At 74.2% G+C, this 17,677-nt stretch carries 15 protein-coding genes; 4 read left to right on the top strand and 11 right to left on the bottom strand.

All coding sequences use genetic code 11. The features are described 5' to 3' along the window. Positions 1-108: 108 nt before the first annotated feature. Together ACT17Q_RS05295 and ACT17Q_RS05290 are read right to left on the bottom strand one after the other, a co-directional pair. A complete protein-coding gene (locus ACT17Q_RS05295) occupies positions 109-609 on the bottom strand; it encodes a flavodoxin domain-containing protein (RefSeq protein WP_094180548.1) in 501 nt (166 codons plus the stop codon). Positions 610-743: 134 nt separating this feature from the next. Beyond that, positions 744-1,208 carry a MarR family winged helix-turn-helix transcriptional regulator gene (locus ACT17Q_RS05290; protein ID WP_094182261.1) on the bottom strand — a complete coding sequence of 155 codons (465 nt, stop codon included), beginning with the start codon at positions 1,206-1,208 and terminating at the stop codon, positions 744-746. Positions 1,209-1,559: 351 nt separating this feature from the next. Between ACT17Q_RS05290 and ACT17Q_RS05285 the strand changes: the two genes are divergently transcribed. After that, complete coding sequence (locus ACT17Q_RS05285; protein ID WP_094180549.1) at positions 1,560-2,144, top strand: NYN domain-containing protein; 585 nt, start codon at positions 1,560-1,562, stop codon at positions 2,142-2,144. Positions 2,145-2,238: 94 nt separating this feature from the next. On the opposite strand, the gene ACT17Q_RS05280 is transcribed toward ACT17Q_RS05285, so the two are convergent. The 4 genes from ACT17Q_RS05280 to merA form a co-directional block, all read right to left on the bottom strand. Then, complete coding sequence (locus tag ACT17Q_RS05280; RefSeq protein WP_444665030.1) at positions 2,239-3,153, bottom strand: AAA family ATPase; 915 nt, start codon at positions 3,151-3,153, stop codon at positions 2,239-2,241. After that, positions 3,140-4,591 carry a Mu transposase C-terminal domain-containing protein gene (locus ACT17Q_RS05275; RefSeq protein WP_444665029.1) on the bottom strand — a complete coding sequence of 484 codons (1,452 nt, stop codon included), beginning with the start codon at positions 4,589-4,591 and terminating at the stop codon, positions 3,140-3,142. Before ACT17Q_RS05275 ends, ACT17Q_RS05280 begins: the two co-directional genes overlap by 14 nt. Before the next feature lie 13 nt (positions 4,592-4,604). After that, entirely contained in the window at positions 4,605-5,234 is a 630-nt protein-coding gene (locus ACT17Q_RS05270) for a recombinase family protein (RefSeq protein ID WP_146840845.1), read from the bottom strand. A 397-nt stretch (positions 5,235-5,631) separates the two neighbouring features. Continuing rightward, positions 5,632-7,002, bottom strand: coding sequence for a mercury(II) reductase (gene merA / locus ACT17Q_RS05265; RefSeq protein WP_034228832.1), 1,371 nt, complete (start codon positions 7,000-7,002; stop codon positions 5,632-5,634). An 81-nt stretch (positions 7,003-7,083) separates the two neighbouring features. Here merA and ACT17Q_RS05260 point away from each other — a divergent pair, with 81 nt between their 5' ends. The 3 genes from ACT17Q_RS05260 (at position 7,084) to ACT17Q_RS05250 (ending at position 11,285) form a co-directional block, all read left to right on the top strand. Then, positions 7,084-7,482, top strand: a complete 399-nt coding sequence (locus ACT17Q_RS05260; RefSeq protein WP_013884816.1) for a heavy metal-responsive transcriptional regulator — start codon at positions 7,084-7,086, stop codon at positions 7,480-7,482. A 342-nt stretch (positions 7,483-7,824) separates the two neighbouring features. Next, positions 7,825-8,499, top strand: a complete 675-nt coding sequence (locus ACT17Q_RS05255) for a hypothetical protein (RefSeq protein ID WP_444665028.1) — start codon at positions 7,825-7,827, stop codon at positions 8,497-8,499. Between the two features lie 2 nt (positions 8,500-8,501). Beyond that, complete coding sequence (locus ACT17Q_RS05250; RefSeq protein WP_444665027.1) at positions 8,502-11,285, top strand: hypothetical protein; 2,784 nt, start codon at positions 8,502-8,504, stop codon at positions 11,283-11,285. Positions 11,286-11,386: 101 nt separating this feature from the next. Here the strand turns inward: ACT17Q_RS05250 and ACT17Q_RS05245 are convergent, their stop codons facing one another. From ACT17Q_RS05245 to nirB, 5 genes are read right to left on the bottom strand one after another with little or no spacing between them, the layout of a single operon-like run. Continuing rightward, complete coding sequence (locus ACT17Q_RS05245) at positions 11,387-12,142, bottom strand: sirohydrochlorin chelatase (protein ID WP_094182264.1); 756 nt, start codon at positions 12,140-12,142, stop codon at positions 11,387-11,389. Between the two features lie 17 nt (positions 12,143-12,159). Further along, positions 12,160-13,296 (bottom strand): uroporphyrinogen-III synthase, encoded by a 1,137-nt coding sequence (locus ACT17Q_RS05240; RefSeq protein ID WP_232514718.1) that lies wholly within the window; start codon positions 13,294-13,296, stop codon positions 12,160-12,162. Then, on the bottom strand, positions 13,293-14,573 hold the full coding sequence (cobA, locus tag ACT17Q_RS05235) for a uroporphyrinogen-III C-methyltransferase (protein WP_094180550.1): 1,281 nt from the start codon (positions 14,571-14,573) through the stop codon (positions 13,293-13,295). The genes ACT17Q_RS05240 and cobA overlap by 4 nt, the downstream gene beginning before the upstream one ends. Next, on the bottom strand, positions 14,570-15,004 hold the full coding sequence (gene nirD / locus ACT17Q_RS05230) for a nitrite reductase small subunit NirD (protein ID WP_094180551.1): 435 nt from the start codon (positions 15,002-15,004) through the stop codon (positions 14,570-14,572). Before nirD ends, cobA begins: the two co-directional genes overlap by 4 nt. Next, positions 15,001-17,553 (bottom strand): nitrite reductase large subunit NirB, encoded by a 2,553-nt coding sequence (gene nirB / locus ACT17Q_RS05225; RefSeq protein WP_444665363.1) that lies wholly within the window; start codon positions 17,551-17,553, stop codon positions 15,001-15,003. Before nirB ends, nirD begins: the two co-directional genes overlap by 4 nt. Between the last annotated feature and the right edge of the window lie 124 nt (positions 17,554-17,677).

Below are 17,677 nucleotides of genomic sequence, written 5' to 3'. Positions count from 1 at the left end.
GCAGTGAGATCGACCCGACACCGTGTCAGCATCGCCGGGCCGACGGCCCGGGCAGCACGCCGCCCCCGGGCCGCTGGACGGTCGGGGGCGGCGGCGGTCGTCGGGCCGCTAGTGCGCCGGCTGCAGCGCCATCGCGTCCGCGAGCCCGTTCGCCCACTCGGCGACGAGCTCGAGGTTGCGGTGGTCGCCGGCGCGCGCCCGCGCACCGGCGATGATCGCGCGCTCCGCGAACGAGAGCGCGGCCATGTCGAGCCGCCCGCGGAAGCTGCGGTGCCCGCGTGCGTGCAGCGCGGCGCCGAGCGCGGAGAGCTCGTGCGGCGAATTCGCCGCCGCCGCGGGCTGCGTGGCGAGCCCGGACGAGAACAACCAGACGAGCGGCGGCACCCCGCCCGCCTCGACGCGCTCGGCGAACGCGCGCGCCGCGGGCAGCCAGTGCCCCGTGTAGACCGCGGACCCCAGGACGAGCGCGTCGTAGCCCTGGGCGTCGACGACGTCCTCGGGCTCCCGGAGCTCGACCGCGTGGCCCCGGGCGCGCAGCACCTCGGCCACGCGTTCACCGATCCCCCACGTCCCGCCGTGCCGGGACGCCACCGCGACGAGCACCCGCATGCGCACCTCCTGGTCCGTTCCTCCTGCGTGCTGGCCCGTCCATCGTCCGACGAGGAGGCGCGCGGCGGGTGGGCCCTGAGTCCCGAGACGTGCCCGGGCACGGCCCCGGGACGTGCGCGAGGGCGTGAGGCTGCTCACCTGATGGTGGCCTGGCGCTCCCGGAGCCGGTCGGTGAGGCGACGCAGCGTCGCGAGCTCCTCGGCGTCGAGCGCGCCCCCGACGAGCCGGTGGATCTGGTCGACGTGCCGCCGCCCGATCTCGCGCTGCACCCGCACGCCCTCCTCGGTCAGCGTGACGACGACGCCGCGACCGTCGTCGGGCGCGGGCGATCGGCGCACGAGGCCCTGGTGCTCGAGCCGCTCGACCATGCGGGACAGGCTCGGCTGGGACAGCAGGCTCTGCGCACCGAGCTCGCGCAGGCGCGCGGCGCGACCCTCGCAGCCCGACAGGGTGAACAGCACGTCGTACTCCCGCACCGACAGGTCGCCCCACACGTCCTCGGCCGCGAACCGGCGCATGAGCGCGACCTGCGTCCGGAACAGCGACTCCCAGGCCTGCGCGGCCTCGCGCGGGGTGGCACGGCGCGCGCTCGTCGTCATGCGCGCATCCTCCTCGACGGTCGTCGACACCTCGGGGCAACCTAATCGGTTGGAGCCCTCGTGGCGTGCGGCACGCCCACGCCACGCTGGACGCGGCAGGGCCGTCCCGCGCACGAGGGCACGGGGTCCGCCCGCGCCGTCGCCCGGCACCACCGGCTGCGCCCACTCTGGCACGCCCCGGCGGTGCCGTCGCGACCGGCGCGGCGCGTCCGACCCGGCGCTCCCCGCGGCGGCCGTCGCGGCCGGTCGATCCCCTCGCCCGCGCCCGCGCGCCGGGCCGTCGCGACCCCCACTCCCGTTCCCTCGGGTCACGACGGCCCGGCGCCCCGCCAGTGCGTCTAGCCTGGGGCGATGAGCACAGCGAGCGACCCGGGCACGTCCGGCACCACGTACGTCGTCGTCGACGGGGAGAACATCGACGCGACGCTGGGGACCGCGATCCTGCAGGCGCGCCCGGCCCCGGACCAGCGGCCGCGCTGGGAGCGGGTGCTCGCGTTCGCGCAGAAGGAGTGGGGCCAGGACGTCAAGGGGCTGTTCTTCCTCAACGCCTCGAGCGGCTCGTTGCCCATGAGCTTCGTGCAGGCGCTCCTCGCCATCGGGTTCCAGCCGATCCCGCTGTCGGGCGAGTCGCACGAGAAGGTCGTCGACATCGGCATCAAGCGCACGCTCGAGGCGATCGCCGGCCGCTCGGGCGACGTCATGCTGGTGAGCCACGACGGCGACTTCGCGGGTGAGCTCGCCACGCTCGTCGAGGACCCCGCGCGCCGGACCGGGCTCATCGCGTTCCGCGAGTTCACCTCCACCGCGCTGTCGGGCCTGATCGGCCAGGGGCTGCAGACGTTCGACCTCGAGCACGACGTCAACGCGTTCAACGTGCAGCTGCCGCGTGTCCGGATCATCCCGCTCGACGAGTTCGACCCGACGCGCTACCTCTGACGGGCGCGACCGGCGGGGACGGCGGCGCCAGGGCTGTGGCCCACAGGGATATGTGGCCGTAGATCACCTGTGCTCTGTGTCCGGGCACCTTCGCTCAGTGCCCGATGAGGAGGGCCTCGCGGGCCGCTTCGACGACCTCCGGTGTCACCGTCGGGAGGTGGTTGATCTGGCGGATGCGTTCAATCTGAGTGAGGAGTCGGTCGACGAGGCGGAAGTTGCCGCCGGTGACGCGGGCGACCGTGGTGATGGCGGCGGCCTGAGCCAAGTCGTCTTCGTCCGGGTGCTTATCTGATTGCCAGCGGCGGGTGAGGACGGCGGTGAGCTCGTCGGGCCCCAGTGATCGGTACTCGTGGGCGAAGCCGATCCTGCTGTAGAGCTGGGGGTAACGGGCCAGGCGCTTCTCGATCCCGGGCATGCCGATCAGGATGACGCCGAGGCGGTGTCGGTCGTAGTAGTCGCGGACTTGCTCCAGCCCGACGGTTCTAAGCCGGTCGGCTTCGTCGATGATGAGCAGCTCGGTGAGCGCAGAGCCCGCTGAGGCCGGGTGCACGAAGGGGTCGACCTTGCCGTACTGGTGGTAGTCGACGGCGTAGGAGATCTCCTGGCACGCGCGGGGCAAGGCCCGGTCGACTTCGCGGGTGCTCGCGTTGACCGTGGGCGTCCAGAACGCGGTCCGCGCCTGCAGGACGCGTTCGGGCACGGCACCGGGATCGGTGCCGCTGGTGAGGGTGTGCTGCCAACGCGCCCAGTGATCCGTGCCGGCGTAGTGGCGAGCAGACAGGGTCTTGCCAACCCCGGGCGGCCCCCAGCACAGCCCGACGTGGCGGTGGCGTCGCACGGTGTCGGCGAACTCTGCGAACCGCCGGTGCTCCTTCGTGACCAAGAAGGAGACCTGCTCCTCACGCGGCGCCGGCGGGACAAGCTCACCCAGTCCTCTGGTCAGGAAGCGCCGGCCGTCGTCGTTCTTGCCGAGGATGCTCCGGTCGGGGGCAGGTTCAGTCGTTCGCATAGGTCCGCAGCCTGTGACGAGGGACGGGCGGCTCGGCCGGCGGACGCTGCCCGTCCACGCCCGGCAAGCCCGCGGGCTGCACCACGGCGTAGTGGTGATCCGCGGGCAAGGCGTCGGCCAGACTCCGACGCTCGCGCAGCTCCTTCTTCAGCGCCCGCCGTCTGGCGACGCGAGCGTCCTGCAGCTGCTCCAGCGTGACTGCTTCGCGGGCGAGCTCAGGTGCGATCGCCCGGCACAGGTACTTATCGCAGTAGTAGACGCGGACCTCGGCTGCGTCGCGGGGGTCGTAGCGGATGGAGACGCTCTCTCCGACGTAGGCGGCGAGCACCGGGCTGATGTACCGGGTGCCGGAGAAGCGGATCCCGTCACGTTGGACGATGCGGCTGGTAGCCGCCGTGAGCAGGAGCGTGTCGAGGTCCTCCGGGTGGGCTGGGCTGCGAGGGATCCAACCGTCGGCGAGCCAGCGGACCACGGGCGGCTGCCGGGTCTCGGAGTGCGGCCGGCTGTGATACTCCTCGACGACGAAGCACTCGACTGCGCTGTCGAGCTCGGCGAGGGTGAGCTGCGGCGGTGTGGTGGGTTGCCCGCCGGTGCCGTGCGGGATGTACCCCGGCAGGTGCGGCAGCAGCTCGGTGGTGATGGTCCTGAAGAGGCGCTCGATCTTGCCGCGGCCTTGCGGGACCCCGATCCGGGAGTGGATCAGGCTGACGTGGGTGTCGAGGCAGACCCGCTCGAGCCGGCTGCTGGTGAAGTCGCTGCCGTGGTCGCTGTAGAGCACGTCGGGTAGGCCTTGGACCGGCCAGGCAGGGTTGCCCTTCGCGATGACGGCCTGGTGCAGCGCGAGGGCCGTCCGCTCGGCGCTCGGCGCGCCGAGGAAGAGCGTGTAGCCGGCGACGGCACGCGAGTAGTCGTCCAGCACTACCGTCAGCCACGGTCGTGCCGGGCGTCGGTGGGCATCGAGGATCTGCACGTCGAGCAGCGTGTGGTCGGCCTGCCACTGTTCGTTCGGGCGGGCCGCCGAGCGCCGGTAGACCAGCTCGAACCGATCCCGATAGGCGGTGTCGCCACCCGTACCTGGGTCGATGCTGGTGACGATGTCGCGCACCGTGGAGTAGCTCGGCGGAGCCAGCCCGCGGTCGCGCGCCATGTCAGCGATCCGGCGGTGCACGAACGCGGTCGTCGGGGCGGGCCGGCGTAGAGCCAACGCCTCGACGGCCGCGATGAGGTCGTCGGGCAGCCGGCGCTGGCCGGCGTCGCTGCGCCGTCGACGTTCCAGTGAATCGACGGTCCCGTCGGCCCGGTAGGTCGTTGCCCACCGGCGCAGCGTGCGCTCCGGGATGCCAGCGTGCTCAGCCAGGCGGGTCAGCGGCACTCCGTCCTGGAGGTGCTGGCACAGCAGCAAGGCCTTCTGCTGGGCCGTCAACCGAGCCGAGACCATCGCTGTCTCCTTGCTACCTCGCGGACTCCGCTGCCGCCTGCTCGGTCGCCGGCGCAGCGGTGAGGTGCTCGACGGCCCGAGGCGGCAGGTGGCGGTACAGGCTGGTGCGGGCGATCCCCGTCTTGGCGACGATCTCCGCGATGGAGTGGCCGGCCTCACGCAGGTGGGCGGCGTAGGCGAGCTTGTCAGCGTCGACCAGGACGGGTCGGCCAATCCGCCGGCCCTTGGCTGTGGCAACAGCTCGAGCGTGGGCGGCGCGCTCGACGGTGTAGGTCCGTTCCATCTGCGCGAACAGGGCCAGCAGGACGACCGCGAGCTGTCCCATCGGGTCGCTGGGGTTCGCGGAGTCGACCTTGATCGGGTCCGCGAGGTTGCGGACCCCGACGCCGCGGTCGGTGAGGTCGTGGATCAGGTTGAGGGTGTCGCGCACCGTGCGCCCCAGGCGGTCCAGGGTGTGCACGACGATGACGTCGCCCTCACGGGCGTACTCCAACACCGCCCGGAGGCCCGGCCGGTCGGTGGTCGCGCCGGACTTCTTGTCCAAAAAGATCTTGTCCCGTGCGACGCCGGCCGCCACGAGCGCCTCGACCTGCCGGTCAAGGTCCTGCTTCGCCGTCGAGACGCGTGCGTAGCCCAACTCCACCGCCCAACGTACCGAAGGTCGTCTCTGTACGGAACCAACGGGACGCGATTTCGGGACCTACTTCTGGCACGGCGCGTCAGCCGTGCCGCCTCGGCTCGAACAAGTCTTGGACCGCTCGTCCCACTTCCAAGGAAGTGGGACAGGCTCAACTCTGTCTGACGCGTTGACCCAGCCTGGCCCTGTGTCTTCTGGTGCGGGAGTGGGAGCATCGCGTGATGAGCCAGGACTCGAGGGAGTGCTCGTGCTGCGGGCGCAGCAAGCCGCGCCGCGCTCTTCATGCGTTGGACGGCGGGGCGTCGTACATCTGTCGGCCTTGCGGCCTATGGGTGGCCCTGAGGCTGAAGGGCGACACTGTCGGCGCGGGCTCGCACGAGCCGTGACGCGCCGGCTCGGGTGCCTATGCGCAGCAGCTCGTGGGCAGCGCTGAGCGGAACAAGCCGGCGGCGATGCGCAGGGCTTCGCTCATCGTTAGGTAGGGGGCCCAAGTGTCGGCGAGGTCGTCCACGGTGAGGCCGAACTTGATCGCGTAGGTCGCTGCGAGCATCAGTTCGCCTGCGCCGTCCAGGGCAGCGTGCACCCCGAGGATCTTGCGGCTCTCGGCGTCGATGACGAGCTTGAGGACACCGCGGGTGTCCTGGTTGACCAGGGCGCGCGGGATGTCTTGCGCTCCTAGGACGCGGCATTCGCAGGCGTGCCCAGCGGCGAGAGCTTGGTCCTCCGTCAGTCCCGCGCTGGCGATCTGGGGCGTGGTGAAGGTGACGCCGGGCAGCCCTCGATAGTCCACTGCTGAGGGCTGGCCGAGCGCGCCGGCTGCGGCGACGTGTCCTGTCTGGGCTGCGACGTAGACGTACTGCGGGACGCCGGACACGTCCCCGGCCGCGAAGACCCGTGGGTTGGTGGTCCGCTGGTTCTCGTCGACGACGACGAAGCCGCGCCTGTCAGTAGCAACACCTGCTGCATTGAGAGCCAGGTCGGACGTGTCGGCGAAGCGCCCGGTCGCCACGAGCAACCGCTGGCCCGTCAGCCGCCTCTCGCTCCCGGTCCGGACCTCAACGCCGTCGTGAGTCGCCCGCACCTCCGTCGCGCGCTCCTGCACCACGGTGATGCCCTCGTCCTGAAACACGCCGAGCAACACGTCTGCAACCTCCGGCTCCGCGTGGGGCGCGAAGCGTCCGACGATGGTGACGGCGACACCGAGGTGCGCCCACAGCTGGGCCTGCTCGAGCCCGACATACCCGGCGCCGAGCACCACCATGGATGCGGGTAGGTCCTGCTGCTCCATCGCGGTGGTGGAGGTCAGGTACGCCACGTCACCCAACCCCGGGAGGTCCGGGATGTGTGGTGCCACGCCGGTGGCCACGACGTACCCGTGCCGTGCTCGCAGGGCCTGGCCGTCGACCTGCAGTGTCTCTTGGTCGATGAAGCGTGCGTGGCCCTGCAGGATCGGGAAGCCGTGGGCGTCGGCGACGTCGGCGTACTTCGCTTGGCGCAGGCGGTCGATCAAGGCCTGCTTCTGCTCCATCAGGGCGCCCAAGGCGACCGGGCCCGCGCTGGTGGAGATGCCTTCAAAGGGGTGCGTGGCCGCACGGTGGCGCTGCCCGGCGGCGGCGAGGAGGTTCTTGCTGGGCACGCAACCGATGTTCAGGCAGGTCCCGCCTAGCGGCCCGTGCTCGACGAGCAAGACGCTGTTGCCGCGGGACCGTGCCTCGATGCCCGCGGCCATCGCAGCGCCGCCGGTCCCGATGACGATCAGGTCGTACTCGTCCATGGCATTCTCCTCGCGCGCGCGGACAGGTCATCGGACGGTAGACGTTCCAGTGCGGGGGAAGGTCAAGGTCTACGGTTGACCATGCGCATCGGAGAGCTGGCCGCCACGGCCGGCGTGACGACCAAGACGATCCGCTACTACGAGAGCGCCGGCGTGCTGCCAGCGCCGGCTCGCCAAGCGTCGGGCTACCGGGAGTACGACCACCGGGCGGTCGACCGGCTGGCGTTCGTGAAGGCCGCGCAGGCGGCCGGGCTGACCCTGGCGGAGATCGTCGACGTCGTCTCTGCCCGCGAAAGCGCCGGCGCACCGTGCGCACACGTCGCGGCAGTGCTCGAACAGCACGCCCACGATCTTGAGCGGCGGATCGCCGAGCTCACGACTCTGTTAACCCAGGTGCGCCAGCTCAGCGCGCGGGCAAAGACTCTGCACCCTGACCAGTGCACCCCCGCCCAGGTCTGTCACCTCATCCCCACCGCCTGAAGCATCCGCCGTACCTGCGCGCGAACGCCGCAGCGCAGTCAGCCGCAAGGTGCACACATGATCACGGCGCCGCCGATGGCTGCCTCTGGGCCGTAGCCCCCCGTCGATGTCATGGGCCCAGCTCAACCGCCACATTGCGGCGACAGATTCCCGCCACCCAGCGCTGAAAGCCACAGCCAGGGCCGTCGGTCCCACCCCTGGTCACGGCTCGATAACGGTTACCTGATACTCCCCGGGGATTTACCTAGTACCGGATGGCCACGGTATCCGTGCCCCTGGTAGACACCTCGCGACCGGAGGACGAAGGCGACCTCCGGGCCCTGGCTCACGACGAGGTGGTCGATGAAGCGTTACGTCATGGCGGGGCTCGTCCTCGCCGTCCTCACGACGGTGGTCGTCGGCACGTCCCTCCTGGGCGCCGAGGGTGCACCGGTGGTCCTGCTCGGAGCCGCCCTCGGCGGGGCGCTCGGGCTCGTGCCCGACGGCTCGGTCGCGGCGCGCGCCGTGGGCTTCGTCGCGGGCGCGCTGCTCGCCTGGGTCGGCTACGTCCTGCGCGCGGCCGCGCTGCCCGACTCGGCCGCCGGCCGGGCCGTGGCCGCGCTGGTCGTGCTCGGGATCGGCGTGTTCGTCGTCGCCGCCGCGCGCGGCCGGGTCCCGGCCTGGAGCCCGCTGCTCGGCGTCGCCGCCGTGGCGGGCGCGTACGAGCGCGTCTACGCGGCCGACCCGTCGGCGGTCGCGAGCACGTCGGTCGAGACCGTCACGAGCGTCCTGCTCGCCGCGGCCGTCGGGCTGCTCGCCACCGCTTTCCTCGCGCCGGCGTCCGGCGCCGCGCGCGCCGCGGGCCGCACGACGACGTCCCGCGGGGCGCACGCCGACGACACCGCGACGCCCGTGCGGGGCGTGCCCGTCGTCGGACCGCGCGACGAGAGCACGTCGACGGCGCACCCCGTCTTCTCGTCGCCCGCGCCGCAGGCCGCCGCCGCCCACCCGTCCTCGCACCCCCAGCCGGAGGCCTGACCGTGCGTCGTCCCCGTCCCGTCGTCGCACTGGCGGCGGTTCCCCTGACCCTGCCCCTGCTGCTGTGCGGCACCGCGGCCGCGGCCGCCGACGACACCGGCGACGTCGTCGTCGCGAACACCGAGACCGTGCAGGCGAAGCTCGACGCGACCGGCGCGCTGCGCGAGGCCCGCGTGTACGAGCAGCTCGCGCTCAGCGGGCGCGGCACCGCGCACATCGCCAACCCCGTCTCGGCGAGCGGCCTGCGCAACCTCGACGGCTTCTCGTCGTACTCCGTCTCCGACGGTCGCATGGTCGTCGACGTGGACGTCGACGGCGAGCGCCGGCTGCGCACCGTGAGCGACTACGACGCGGACCTGCCGATCCGCGTCGAGGTGCACTACACGCTCGACGGCGAGAAGGTCACGCCGGGCGACGTCGTCGGACGCTCGGGCCTGCTCGAGGTCCGCTACACGGTCACCAACCTCACGACGCGCGAGGACGAGGTGACGTACGACGACGGGCGCGGCGGCACCGCGACGACGACCGCGACGACCGTCGTGCCGATGATCGGCCAGCTCGTCACCGTGCTGCCCCCGTCCTTCACGGCGGTCGAGTCCGCCGAGGCCGGGATCGCGGGCGACGGGCGCGGCGGCACGCGCCTGCAGTTCCAGATGACGCTGTTCCCGCCGATCGGCTCGCCGACGGCCGAGTTCGGGTACAGCGCGCGCATCTCGCGCGGGGTCGTCCCCGCGGCGACGCTCACGTCGATGCCCGTCTCGCCGCTCGACTACCCCTCGTTCAAGGGTGGCTCGGAGAGCTACGCGTCGGGCGCGCAGTCCGGCGTCGACCTCACGTCCGGCGCGATCCAGATCGACGACAACCTGCAGCGCCTGCACGACGGCGCGGCGGAGCTGCTCGCCGGGATCGTCCAGCTGCGCGACGGTGCGGGCGCGCTGCGCGACGGGCTGGTCGGCCAGGCCGCACCCGGCGCCGAGCAGCTCGCGACGGGCCTGACCGGCTCGGCGGCGCCCGGCGCGCGCACGCTGGCCGACGGCCTCAACGACCAGATCCTGCCGGGGGCCAAGGACCTCAGCTCGGGGCTCGGCGGACGGCTCGTGCCGGGCATGTCCGACCTCCACGAGGGGCTCGCGGACCAGCTCGCCCCGGGAGCCGCGCAGCTCGCCGCGGGCCTGAACGACCAGCTCGCGCCCGGTGCCGCCGAGCTCGCGGAGGGTCTGACCGACTCCGCGGCGCCGGGTGCCGCGGCGCTGGCGGCCGGGCTCAACGACTCGGCCGCGCCGGGCGCCAAGCGCGTCGCGGCCGGTGCCGCCGCGCTCGACGCGGGCCTCGCCACGGCGCTCACCAAGGCGCCCGCGCTCGTCGCCGGCCTCACGCAGGTCGACGACGGCCTGGCGAAGGTCGAGGCGGGCCTCGAGACGCTCGCCACGCAGATCGGCACGCTGCCCGCCCAGGCGCAGCCGCTGCACGACGCGGTGACGTCGATGCGCGCGGGGATCGGCACCACGGCACCCCCGGCGGCGGGTCAGCGACCGAGCCTGATGTACGCCGTCAACGCCCTGCGCACGCAGCTCGCGGCGGCGTCCAGCACGGCCACGGGCACCGTCGGGTCGATCCAGGACCTCGAGGCCGCGGTGACCGACCCGGCGACGGGGCTCGAGGCCTTCACGGCGATGCTGCCCGCCGGCGCGCAGGCGTCGTACACGGCGCTCCTCGGAGGCATCGCCGACGGTCTGGGCCAGCTCGAGACCGGCATGACCGGCTCGGCGACCCAGCTCGGCACGGCGTCCTCGACGCTCGCGCTCGTGCAGTGCGGGCTGTCCGCCGCGTCCCTCCCGGGCGTGTGCGACCCGGCCCGCCCCGGCCTGCTCGAGGGCCTCGCCGGTGTCGACGCGGGACTCACGACGCTCACCGACGGTGTGGTCGCGCGGGTCCAGGGCGGCGTGGGCACCGCGACGGACACGCCGGACGACGAGACGCTGCGCGGCGGCGTGAACGGCCTGCAGGCCGGCGTCGGCCTGCTCCAGGACGGCGGCGACGGACTCGTCACCGGGCTCGGCGAGCTCGGTGCGGGCGCGTCGCAGCTCAGCACCGGCGCGGGTGAGCTGTCCGCCGGCATCACCAGCGCCGCGCGCGGGTCCCGCACGCTGTCCACGGGCATCGCGGGCGCCGCGACCGGGGCGGGCCGCCTCGCCGAGGGGCTCGACACCGCCGCGACCGGCTCCCGGACCCTGTCGACCGGGCTCGCCACCGCGGGCACCGGCTCCCAGCGTCTGCTCGACGGCCTGCGCTCCGCGGCGGCCGGCTCGAGCCGGCTGACGGCGGGCATCGGGACCGCGGCCGAGGGTTCGAGCGACCTGGCGGTCGGCATCGGGACGGCCGCGGCCGGCTCGCGCGACCTCGCGGCCGGCCTGCGGGACGCCGCCGACGGGTCGCAGCAGCTCGCGGACGGTCTCGGCAGCGCCGCCGACGGCGCCCCGCAGCTCGTCGACGGCACCCAGCGCCTGTCCGACGAGGGCACGTCGCAGCTCGTCGAGTCGGGCGCGGGCACCGCAGCCCGGTTCGGCACGGGGTACGCGGTCCTCGCCGCGGGCGCCGAGCGCGCCGCGACCGAGGGCATGGCGTTCGGTGCACCCGAGGGGGCGACGGGGACCACGGCCTACTCGCTCGAGATCGCCGGGGTCGACGGCGGCAACGCGACGAACGTCGGCAAGGGTGTCGCCGCGCTCGCGCTGTTCGCCGCGGCCGGCGTGATCGGCACGGTCGTGCGGCGTCGCACCGCCTGACGGCGTCGCGCGGACGCGCCCCCGGGGAGCCGCGGCTCGCCGGGGGCGCGTCGTCGTGCCAGGGGGTGCCGGGCCGACCGCGCCCGGGACCCGTCGACGGCTCAACCCGCCGCCAGCGCCTCCTCGAACCGGCGCAGGGCCAGATGCGCCAGGCGCGGGTCGGGCGCGAGGGGCGCCGCGACCACGTCCGCACCCGCCTCGCGCACCCGGTCCAGGAAGAACCCGGGCGCGAGCAGGTACGACGCGACGACGACCCGCCGGTCCGACGCCGCGCGGACGATCTCGACCGCCTCGGGCACGCGTGGGCTCGCACCCGCGCCGTACCCGACGACCAGCCCTCCCCCGCGCTCGTCGGGCGGCCCGACGTGCCGGCCCAGGGCAGCCGCGAGCCGGTCGGCGGTCGCCCGGACCGCCAGCGCCGCGGCCGGGTCCGTCGAGCCCGCCGCAGCGAGCACGACCGCGTCGTCGGGCCCCAGACCCGCCTCCTCGAGACGGTCGACCAGGATCTCCACGAGCGTGGCGTCCGGCCCGAGCGGCGCGGCCGCGCACGCGTCCGGCACGTCGACCGCCGCCTGGACGTCGACCTTGACGTGGAAGCCCACCGAGAGCAGCAGCGGGACGACGACGGCCTGCGCGCCACCCGCGACCGCGTCGGCCACGACATCGGCGACCTCGGGCGACTGCACGTCGACGAACGCCTCGCGCACGTCGAGGTCGCTGCGCAGCGCGGCGACCCCCGCGAGGATCGACCGGATCGCGGCACGGCCGTCGTGGTCGTCGGTGCCGTGCGAGCAGCCGACCAGGACGAGCGGCTTCGTCGGGCGTCGCGGGGCGCTCGCGTCGCGCGCCGCGCGCACCGCGGCGGTCTCCGGGGTCACGACAGCGCCAGCTCGAGCCGGTACCCGCGCTTGACGACCGTGCGGATGAGCCCGCGCGAGCCCGTCGCCTCCCGCAGCCGGGCGATCGCGACCTCGGCGGCGTGCGGGTCGCGCGAGTCGCCGGGCAGCGCCGCGAGGACCTGGTCGCGCGGCACGACGGACCCGCGGGCGTGGGCCAGCAGCCGCAGGATCTCCAGACCCGTCGGTGTCAGCGGCAGCACCCGGCCGTCGAGGACGGCCGCACCGCGGTAGACGCGCAGCGGACCTGCTGCGGTCTCGAGCGCCTCGAGACCGCCGTAGTGGTTGACGATCAGCCGCACGAGCGACCCGAGCCGGCCGCGGTCGGGCACGAGCGGCTCGATGCCGCGCGCGACGAGCGGCGCCGCCGTCACGGGTCCGACGGCCGCCATGACGACCGACCCCTCGCGGCAGCGCTCGACGACGAGGTCGGTCACCCCCTGCGCGTCGGCGGCGTCGAGCCAGGCCGCCGCACCCGGTGCGGACGTGAACGCGACCGCGTCGACCTCACCCCCGGCCACGGCGCACACCGACGCCGCGACGGCGGCCGGGTCGGGCGGCGGCCCCCAGCGGTACACGACGAGGCTGCGGACGCGCGCGCCCGCGAGCCGGAACGCGTCGTCGAGGCCGTCGGACCCCGCGCCGTGGTGCTGGACCACGATGTCGCGACCGTGGACGCCCTCGTCGAGCAGGACCTGCGCCACCTCGGCGCTCGTCTCGGACTCCGCGACCCAGTCGGGCGTCAGCCCGGCCGCCTGGATCGCGCCGCGCGCCTTCGGGCCGCGTGCGACGATCCGGGCGTCCCGCAGCGCTGCGAGCAGGTCGTCGGCGATCCCGGCGGCGTCCGCGGCCTCGACCCACCCGCGGAACCCGATCCCGGTGGTCACGACGACCGTGTCCGGCGGGTCCGCGACGAGGTCGCGCGTCGCGGCGATGAGCGCCGCGTCGTCGATGTGCGGGACCATCCCCAGCGCCGCGGCGTGCCGCACCGCGGCGCCACGACGCGTGAGGGCGGCGGTCAGCTCGGCGGAGCGTCGGTCGGCGGTGATGAGCACGACGCACCCCGCCAGGGTCTGGTCGATCCCCTCGTGGGTCGTGCTCGGCGCGATGCTCACCACGCCATTGTGCGGTCTGTGAGGTCCGTCGTCTCGCACGCGTCCGCGCCTCGCGGGTCGAGCAGACCCGGCGCCGCGACCTCGCCCAGCACGAGCACCGCGGGTGCGCGCACGCCCGCCGCGAGCGCCGTCGCCTCGAGCGTCCCGAGCGTGGCGCGCGTGACCCGCTGCGTCGGGGTGGTCGCACGCTCGACCAGCGCGGCGGGCGTCGTCGGCGGCACACCCGCGGCGAGCGCGCCCGACGCGAGCTCGCCCAGCGCCGCCACGCCCATGAGCACGACGACCGTGCACGTCGCGTCACGCAGCCCGACGAGCGCGGCCGACGACCAGCCGTCGTGGCCGTTCATCACGTGCAGCGCCCCGACCGTGCCGCGGTGCGTGAGCGGGATGCCCGCCGCGGCCGGCGCGGCGAGCGCGGAGCTCACGCCCGGGATCACCGTCACCGGGACCCCGGCCTCACGGCACGCGAGGACCTCCTCGCCGCCGCGCCCGTACACGAACGGGTCACCGCCCTTGAGCCGCACGACGACGCGCCCGCGCTGCGCGTGCTCGACGAGGATCCTGCCGATCTCGTGCTGCGGCACCGGGTGATGGCCGGGCGTCTTCCCGACGTCGACGACCTCGACGTCGGGCGCGAGCTCGTCGAGCACCTCGACCGGGCCGAGCCGGTCGGTCACCACCACGTCCGCCTCCGCGAGCGCCCGCCGGCCCGCGAGCGTCAGCAGCCCCACGTCACCGGGACCGCCGCCGACGAGCACGACCCGCCCCGCGCCGCCGCGGCGCCGCGCGCGCACGTCCGCACGCCCCTCCCGCAGGTGCTCGGCCAGCACGTCGCGCACCCGCTCCGCGAGCGCGTCGCGCACCACCGCCGTGCGGCCCGGGTCGGGCGCGCCGGTCGAGACGACGCCGACGAGCACGTCGCCGAGGCTCGTCGTCGCCGGCGTCCGTGCCGTGCCACCCGCGGCCCGTGCGGCGTGCACGCAGAACACCCGGCGGTCCGCGGCCCAGCGCGCCACGTCGTCGTCGCACCGGCGGTCCCCCGTCGCCGTGTGCACGAGCCACACGCCGTCGAGGTCGCTCTCGACGACCTCGCGCGCGCGCCACTCGAGCTGACCCCAGCGATGCGCGTCCCGCAGCGGCTCGCACAACGCGGGCGCGACGACGACGACGCGCGCGCCGTCGGCCACCAGCGCCGGCACCCGCCGCGCCGCGACCGGGCCACCGCCGACCACGAGCACGCGCCGGCCCGTCAGGTCCACCCCGAGCATCGTCGTCATCCGGCACTCCCCGCGACGTCCGCCGACGGGGCCGCGAGCTCGACCACGCCGTCCACCACGCGCACGCGCCACGTGCGCAGGTCCGCCGGCATCCCCGCCACCGGCGACCTGCCGACCGCGTCGAGGCACACGCCCGTGCGCAGGTCGAAAACCTGCTTGTGCATCGGCGACGCGACGGTGGGCACCACCTCGTCGCCGACGTGACGCGTCCCGACGATGCCGCGCGACAGCACGTACGCACCGCAGAACGGGTCCTGCTGCTGCACGGCGTGCACCGTGTCGTCGACGAGCCGGAACAGCGCGACCTGCGCACCGCCGACCAACGCGGCCGCGCCGCGCTCCGGGGTCAGGTCCGCCAGCCGGCAGACGGCGACCCACCCACCCGCGGGCTCGGTCCGCCGGGTGTGCTGGGGGATGTCGAGGACGGTCATGCGCGTACCTCCAGGGTCGTGCCGGCGACGAGGACCGGCTCGCCGCGCTCGGCGGCGGCACGCTCGTCGGGCGTGGCGGGTCGGGCCTGGCCCCGCTCGGGGACGTAGGCGAGCGACGGGTCGGGCACCTCGGGGGCGTTCACGAACGACGCGAACCGCCGCAGTTTCTCGGGGTCCTCGAGCGTGGCGCGCCACTCGTCGGTGTAGTCCTCGACGTGCCGCGCCATCTGCTCGTCCAGGTCCGCGCAGATCCCCAGCGAGTCGTCCATGACGACCGCGCGCACGCCCTCGAGGCCACCCTCGACCTCGTCGACCCACGGTGCCGTGCGCTGCAGGCGGTCCGCCGTGCGGACGTAGTACAGGAGGAACCGGTCGATCGTCCGGATGAGCGTCTCGGTGTCGAGGTCCTCCGCGAGCAGCCGTGCGTGACGCGGCGTGAACCCGCCGTTGCCGCCCACGTAGACGTTCCAGCCCTTGTCCGTCGCGATCACCCCGACGTCCTTGCCGCGCGCCTCCGCACACTCGCGCGCGCACCCCGAGACGCCCAGCTTGATCTTGTGCGGGCTGCGCAGGCCGCGGTACCGCAGCTCCAGCAGCACCGCGAGCGCCACCGAGTCCTGCACCCCGAACCGGCACCACGTCGACCCGACGCACGACTTCACCGTGCGCAACGACTTGCCGTACGCGTGCCCCGACTCGAACCCCGCGTCGACCAGCCGCTGCCAGACGGCCGGGAGCTGGTCGATGCGCGCGCCGAACAGGTCGATGCGCTGACCGCCCGTGATCTTCGTGTACAGGCCGAAGTCCTTGGCGACCTCGCCGATCGCGATCAGCCCCTCGGGCGTGACCTCACCGCCCGGGATGCGCGGCACCACGGAGTACGAGCCGTCCTTCTGCAGGTTGGCCATCACGTGGTCGTTCGTGTCCTGCAGCGCCGCGCGCTCACCCTCGAGCACGTGCGCCGGGGCCGTCGTCGCGAGGATCGACGCCACCGCCGGCTTGCAGATGTCGCACCCGCGGCCCGCCGCGTCCGTGCCGAACCGCGCGATGACGTCGGTGAACGACGCGACGCCCGAGACGCGCACCGCGTCGTAGAGCTGCGCGCGGGACAGCGCGAAGTGCTCGCACAGCGCCGACGACACCGTGATCCCCTGCTTCGCGAGCTCCGTCCCCACGAGCTTCTTGACCAACGGCAGGCACGAGCCGCAGGACGTGCCCGCCCGCGTGCACGCCTTGACCGCGCCCACGTCGGTGCAGCCGTGCTCCGTGACCGCCGCCCGGACCGCGCCTGCGGTGACGTTGTTGCACGAGCAGACGCCCGCGTCGTCGGGCAGCTCGAGGTCGGGCGCACCCGCCCCGCCCTCCGGGAGCAGGTACGCGCCCGGGTCGCCGGGTAGCTCACGGCCCAGCATCGGCCGCAGGCTCGCGTACGCGGACGCGTCACCGACGAGGACGCCCCCGAGCAGCGTGCGCGCGTCGTCGGACAGCACGAGCTTCTTGTAGACGCCCGCGACCGGGTCCGCCCACACGACCTCGAGTGCGCCCGGCGTCGTGCCGAACGCGTCGCCGAAGCTCGCGACGTCCACCCCCGCGAGCTTGAGCTTCGTCGCCGTGTCCGCGCCCGGGAACTGCGCCGCCCCGCCCAGCAGGCGGTCCACCGTGACCTCCGCCATCGCGTAGCCCGGCGCGACGAGCCCGACGCACGCGCCCCGGATGCAGGCGACCTCGCCGACCGCCGAGACGTGCGGGTCGTCGGTCAGGCACGTGTCGTCGACGACGACACCCCCGCGCTCCCCGACCGTCAGACCGCTGCTGCGCGCGAGCTCGTCACGCGGCCGCACGCCCGCCGCGACCACGACGACGTCCGCGTCCACGCGGCCCCCGTCCGCGAGGTCGAGCCGGCCCACACCCCCGCGGCGGTGCGGGCGGATCCGCGTGGTCATCGCGTTCAGCCGTACACCCACGCCCAGGCCGTTGATCAGGCGCCGCAGCGCCTCACCGCCGCCCAGGTCGACCTGCGTCGACATCAGGTGCGTGCCCACCTGGATCACCGTCGCCTGCGCGCCCAGCGCCTGCAGCGCGCCCGCGGCCTCCAGGCCCAGCAGACCACCGCCGAGCACCGCGCCACGCACCACGCGTCCGCTCTCCCGCAGCCGCTCGACGTACCCGCGCAGCGCCGCGACGTCGTCCACCGTGCGGTAGACGAACACGCCCTCCAGGTCCGCACCCTCCATCGGCGGGACCCACGCCGACGAGCCCGTCGCGAGCACCAGGTGGTCGTAGCGCTCCGTGCGGCCGCGCGCGGTGGTGACCGTGCGCGCCGACCGGTCGACCGCCACCACCTTGTCGTCCCTGCGCAGCGTGACGAGCGGGTCGTCCCACAGCGCCGGGTCGCCGAGCGCGAGGTCGTCCGCGTCGCGGCCGGAGAAGTAGCTGGTGAGGGCGACGCGGTCGTACGGACGACGCGGCTCCTCGGCCAGCACGGTGATGCGCCACGAGCCGGCGGTGTCGCGGTCACGCATGGCCTCGACGAGGCGCTGCGCCACCATGCCGCCGCCGACGACGACGAGGTGCTTGTTCACGGGGGGCTCCGTCCGACGGGTGACGAGAACACCGCCGACGCTACGAACCGCGTGTTTCGGGCACGCGTGCGCTCGCGTTTCCCGGTCGCAA

Source organism: Cellulomonas sp. CW35, from assembly GCF_052378485.1.
Lineage (GTDB): Bacteria > Actinomycetota > Actinomycetes > Actinomycetales > Cellulomonadaceae > Cellulomonas > Cellulomonas uda.
This window is presented reverse-complemented; position numbering and strand designations above follow the sequence as displayed.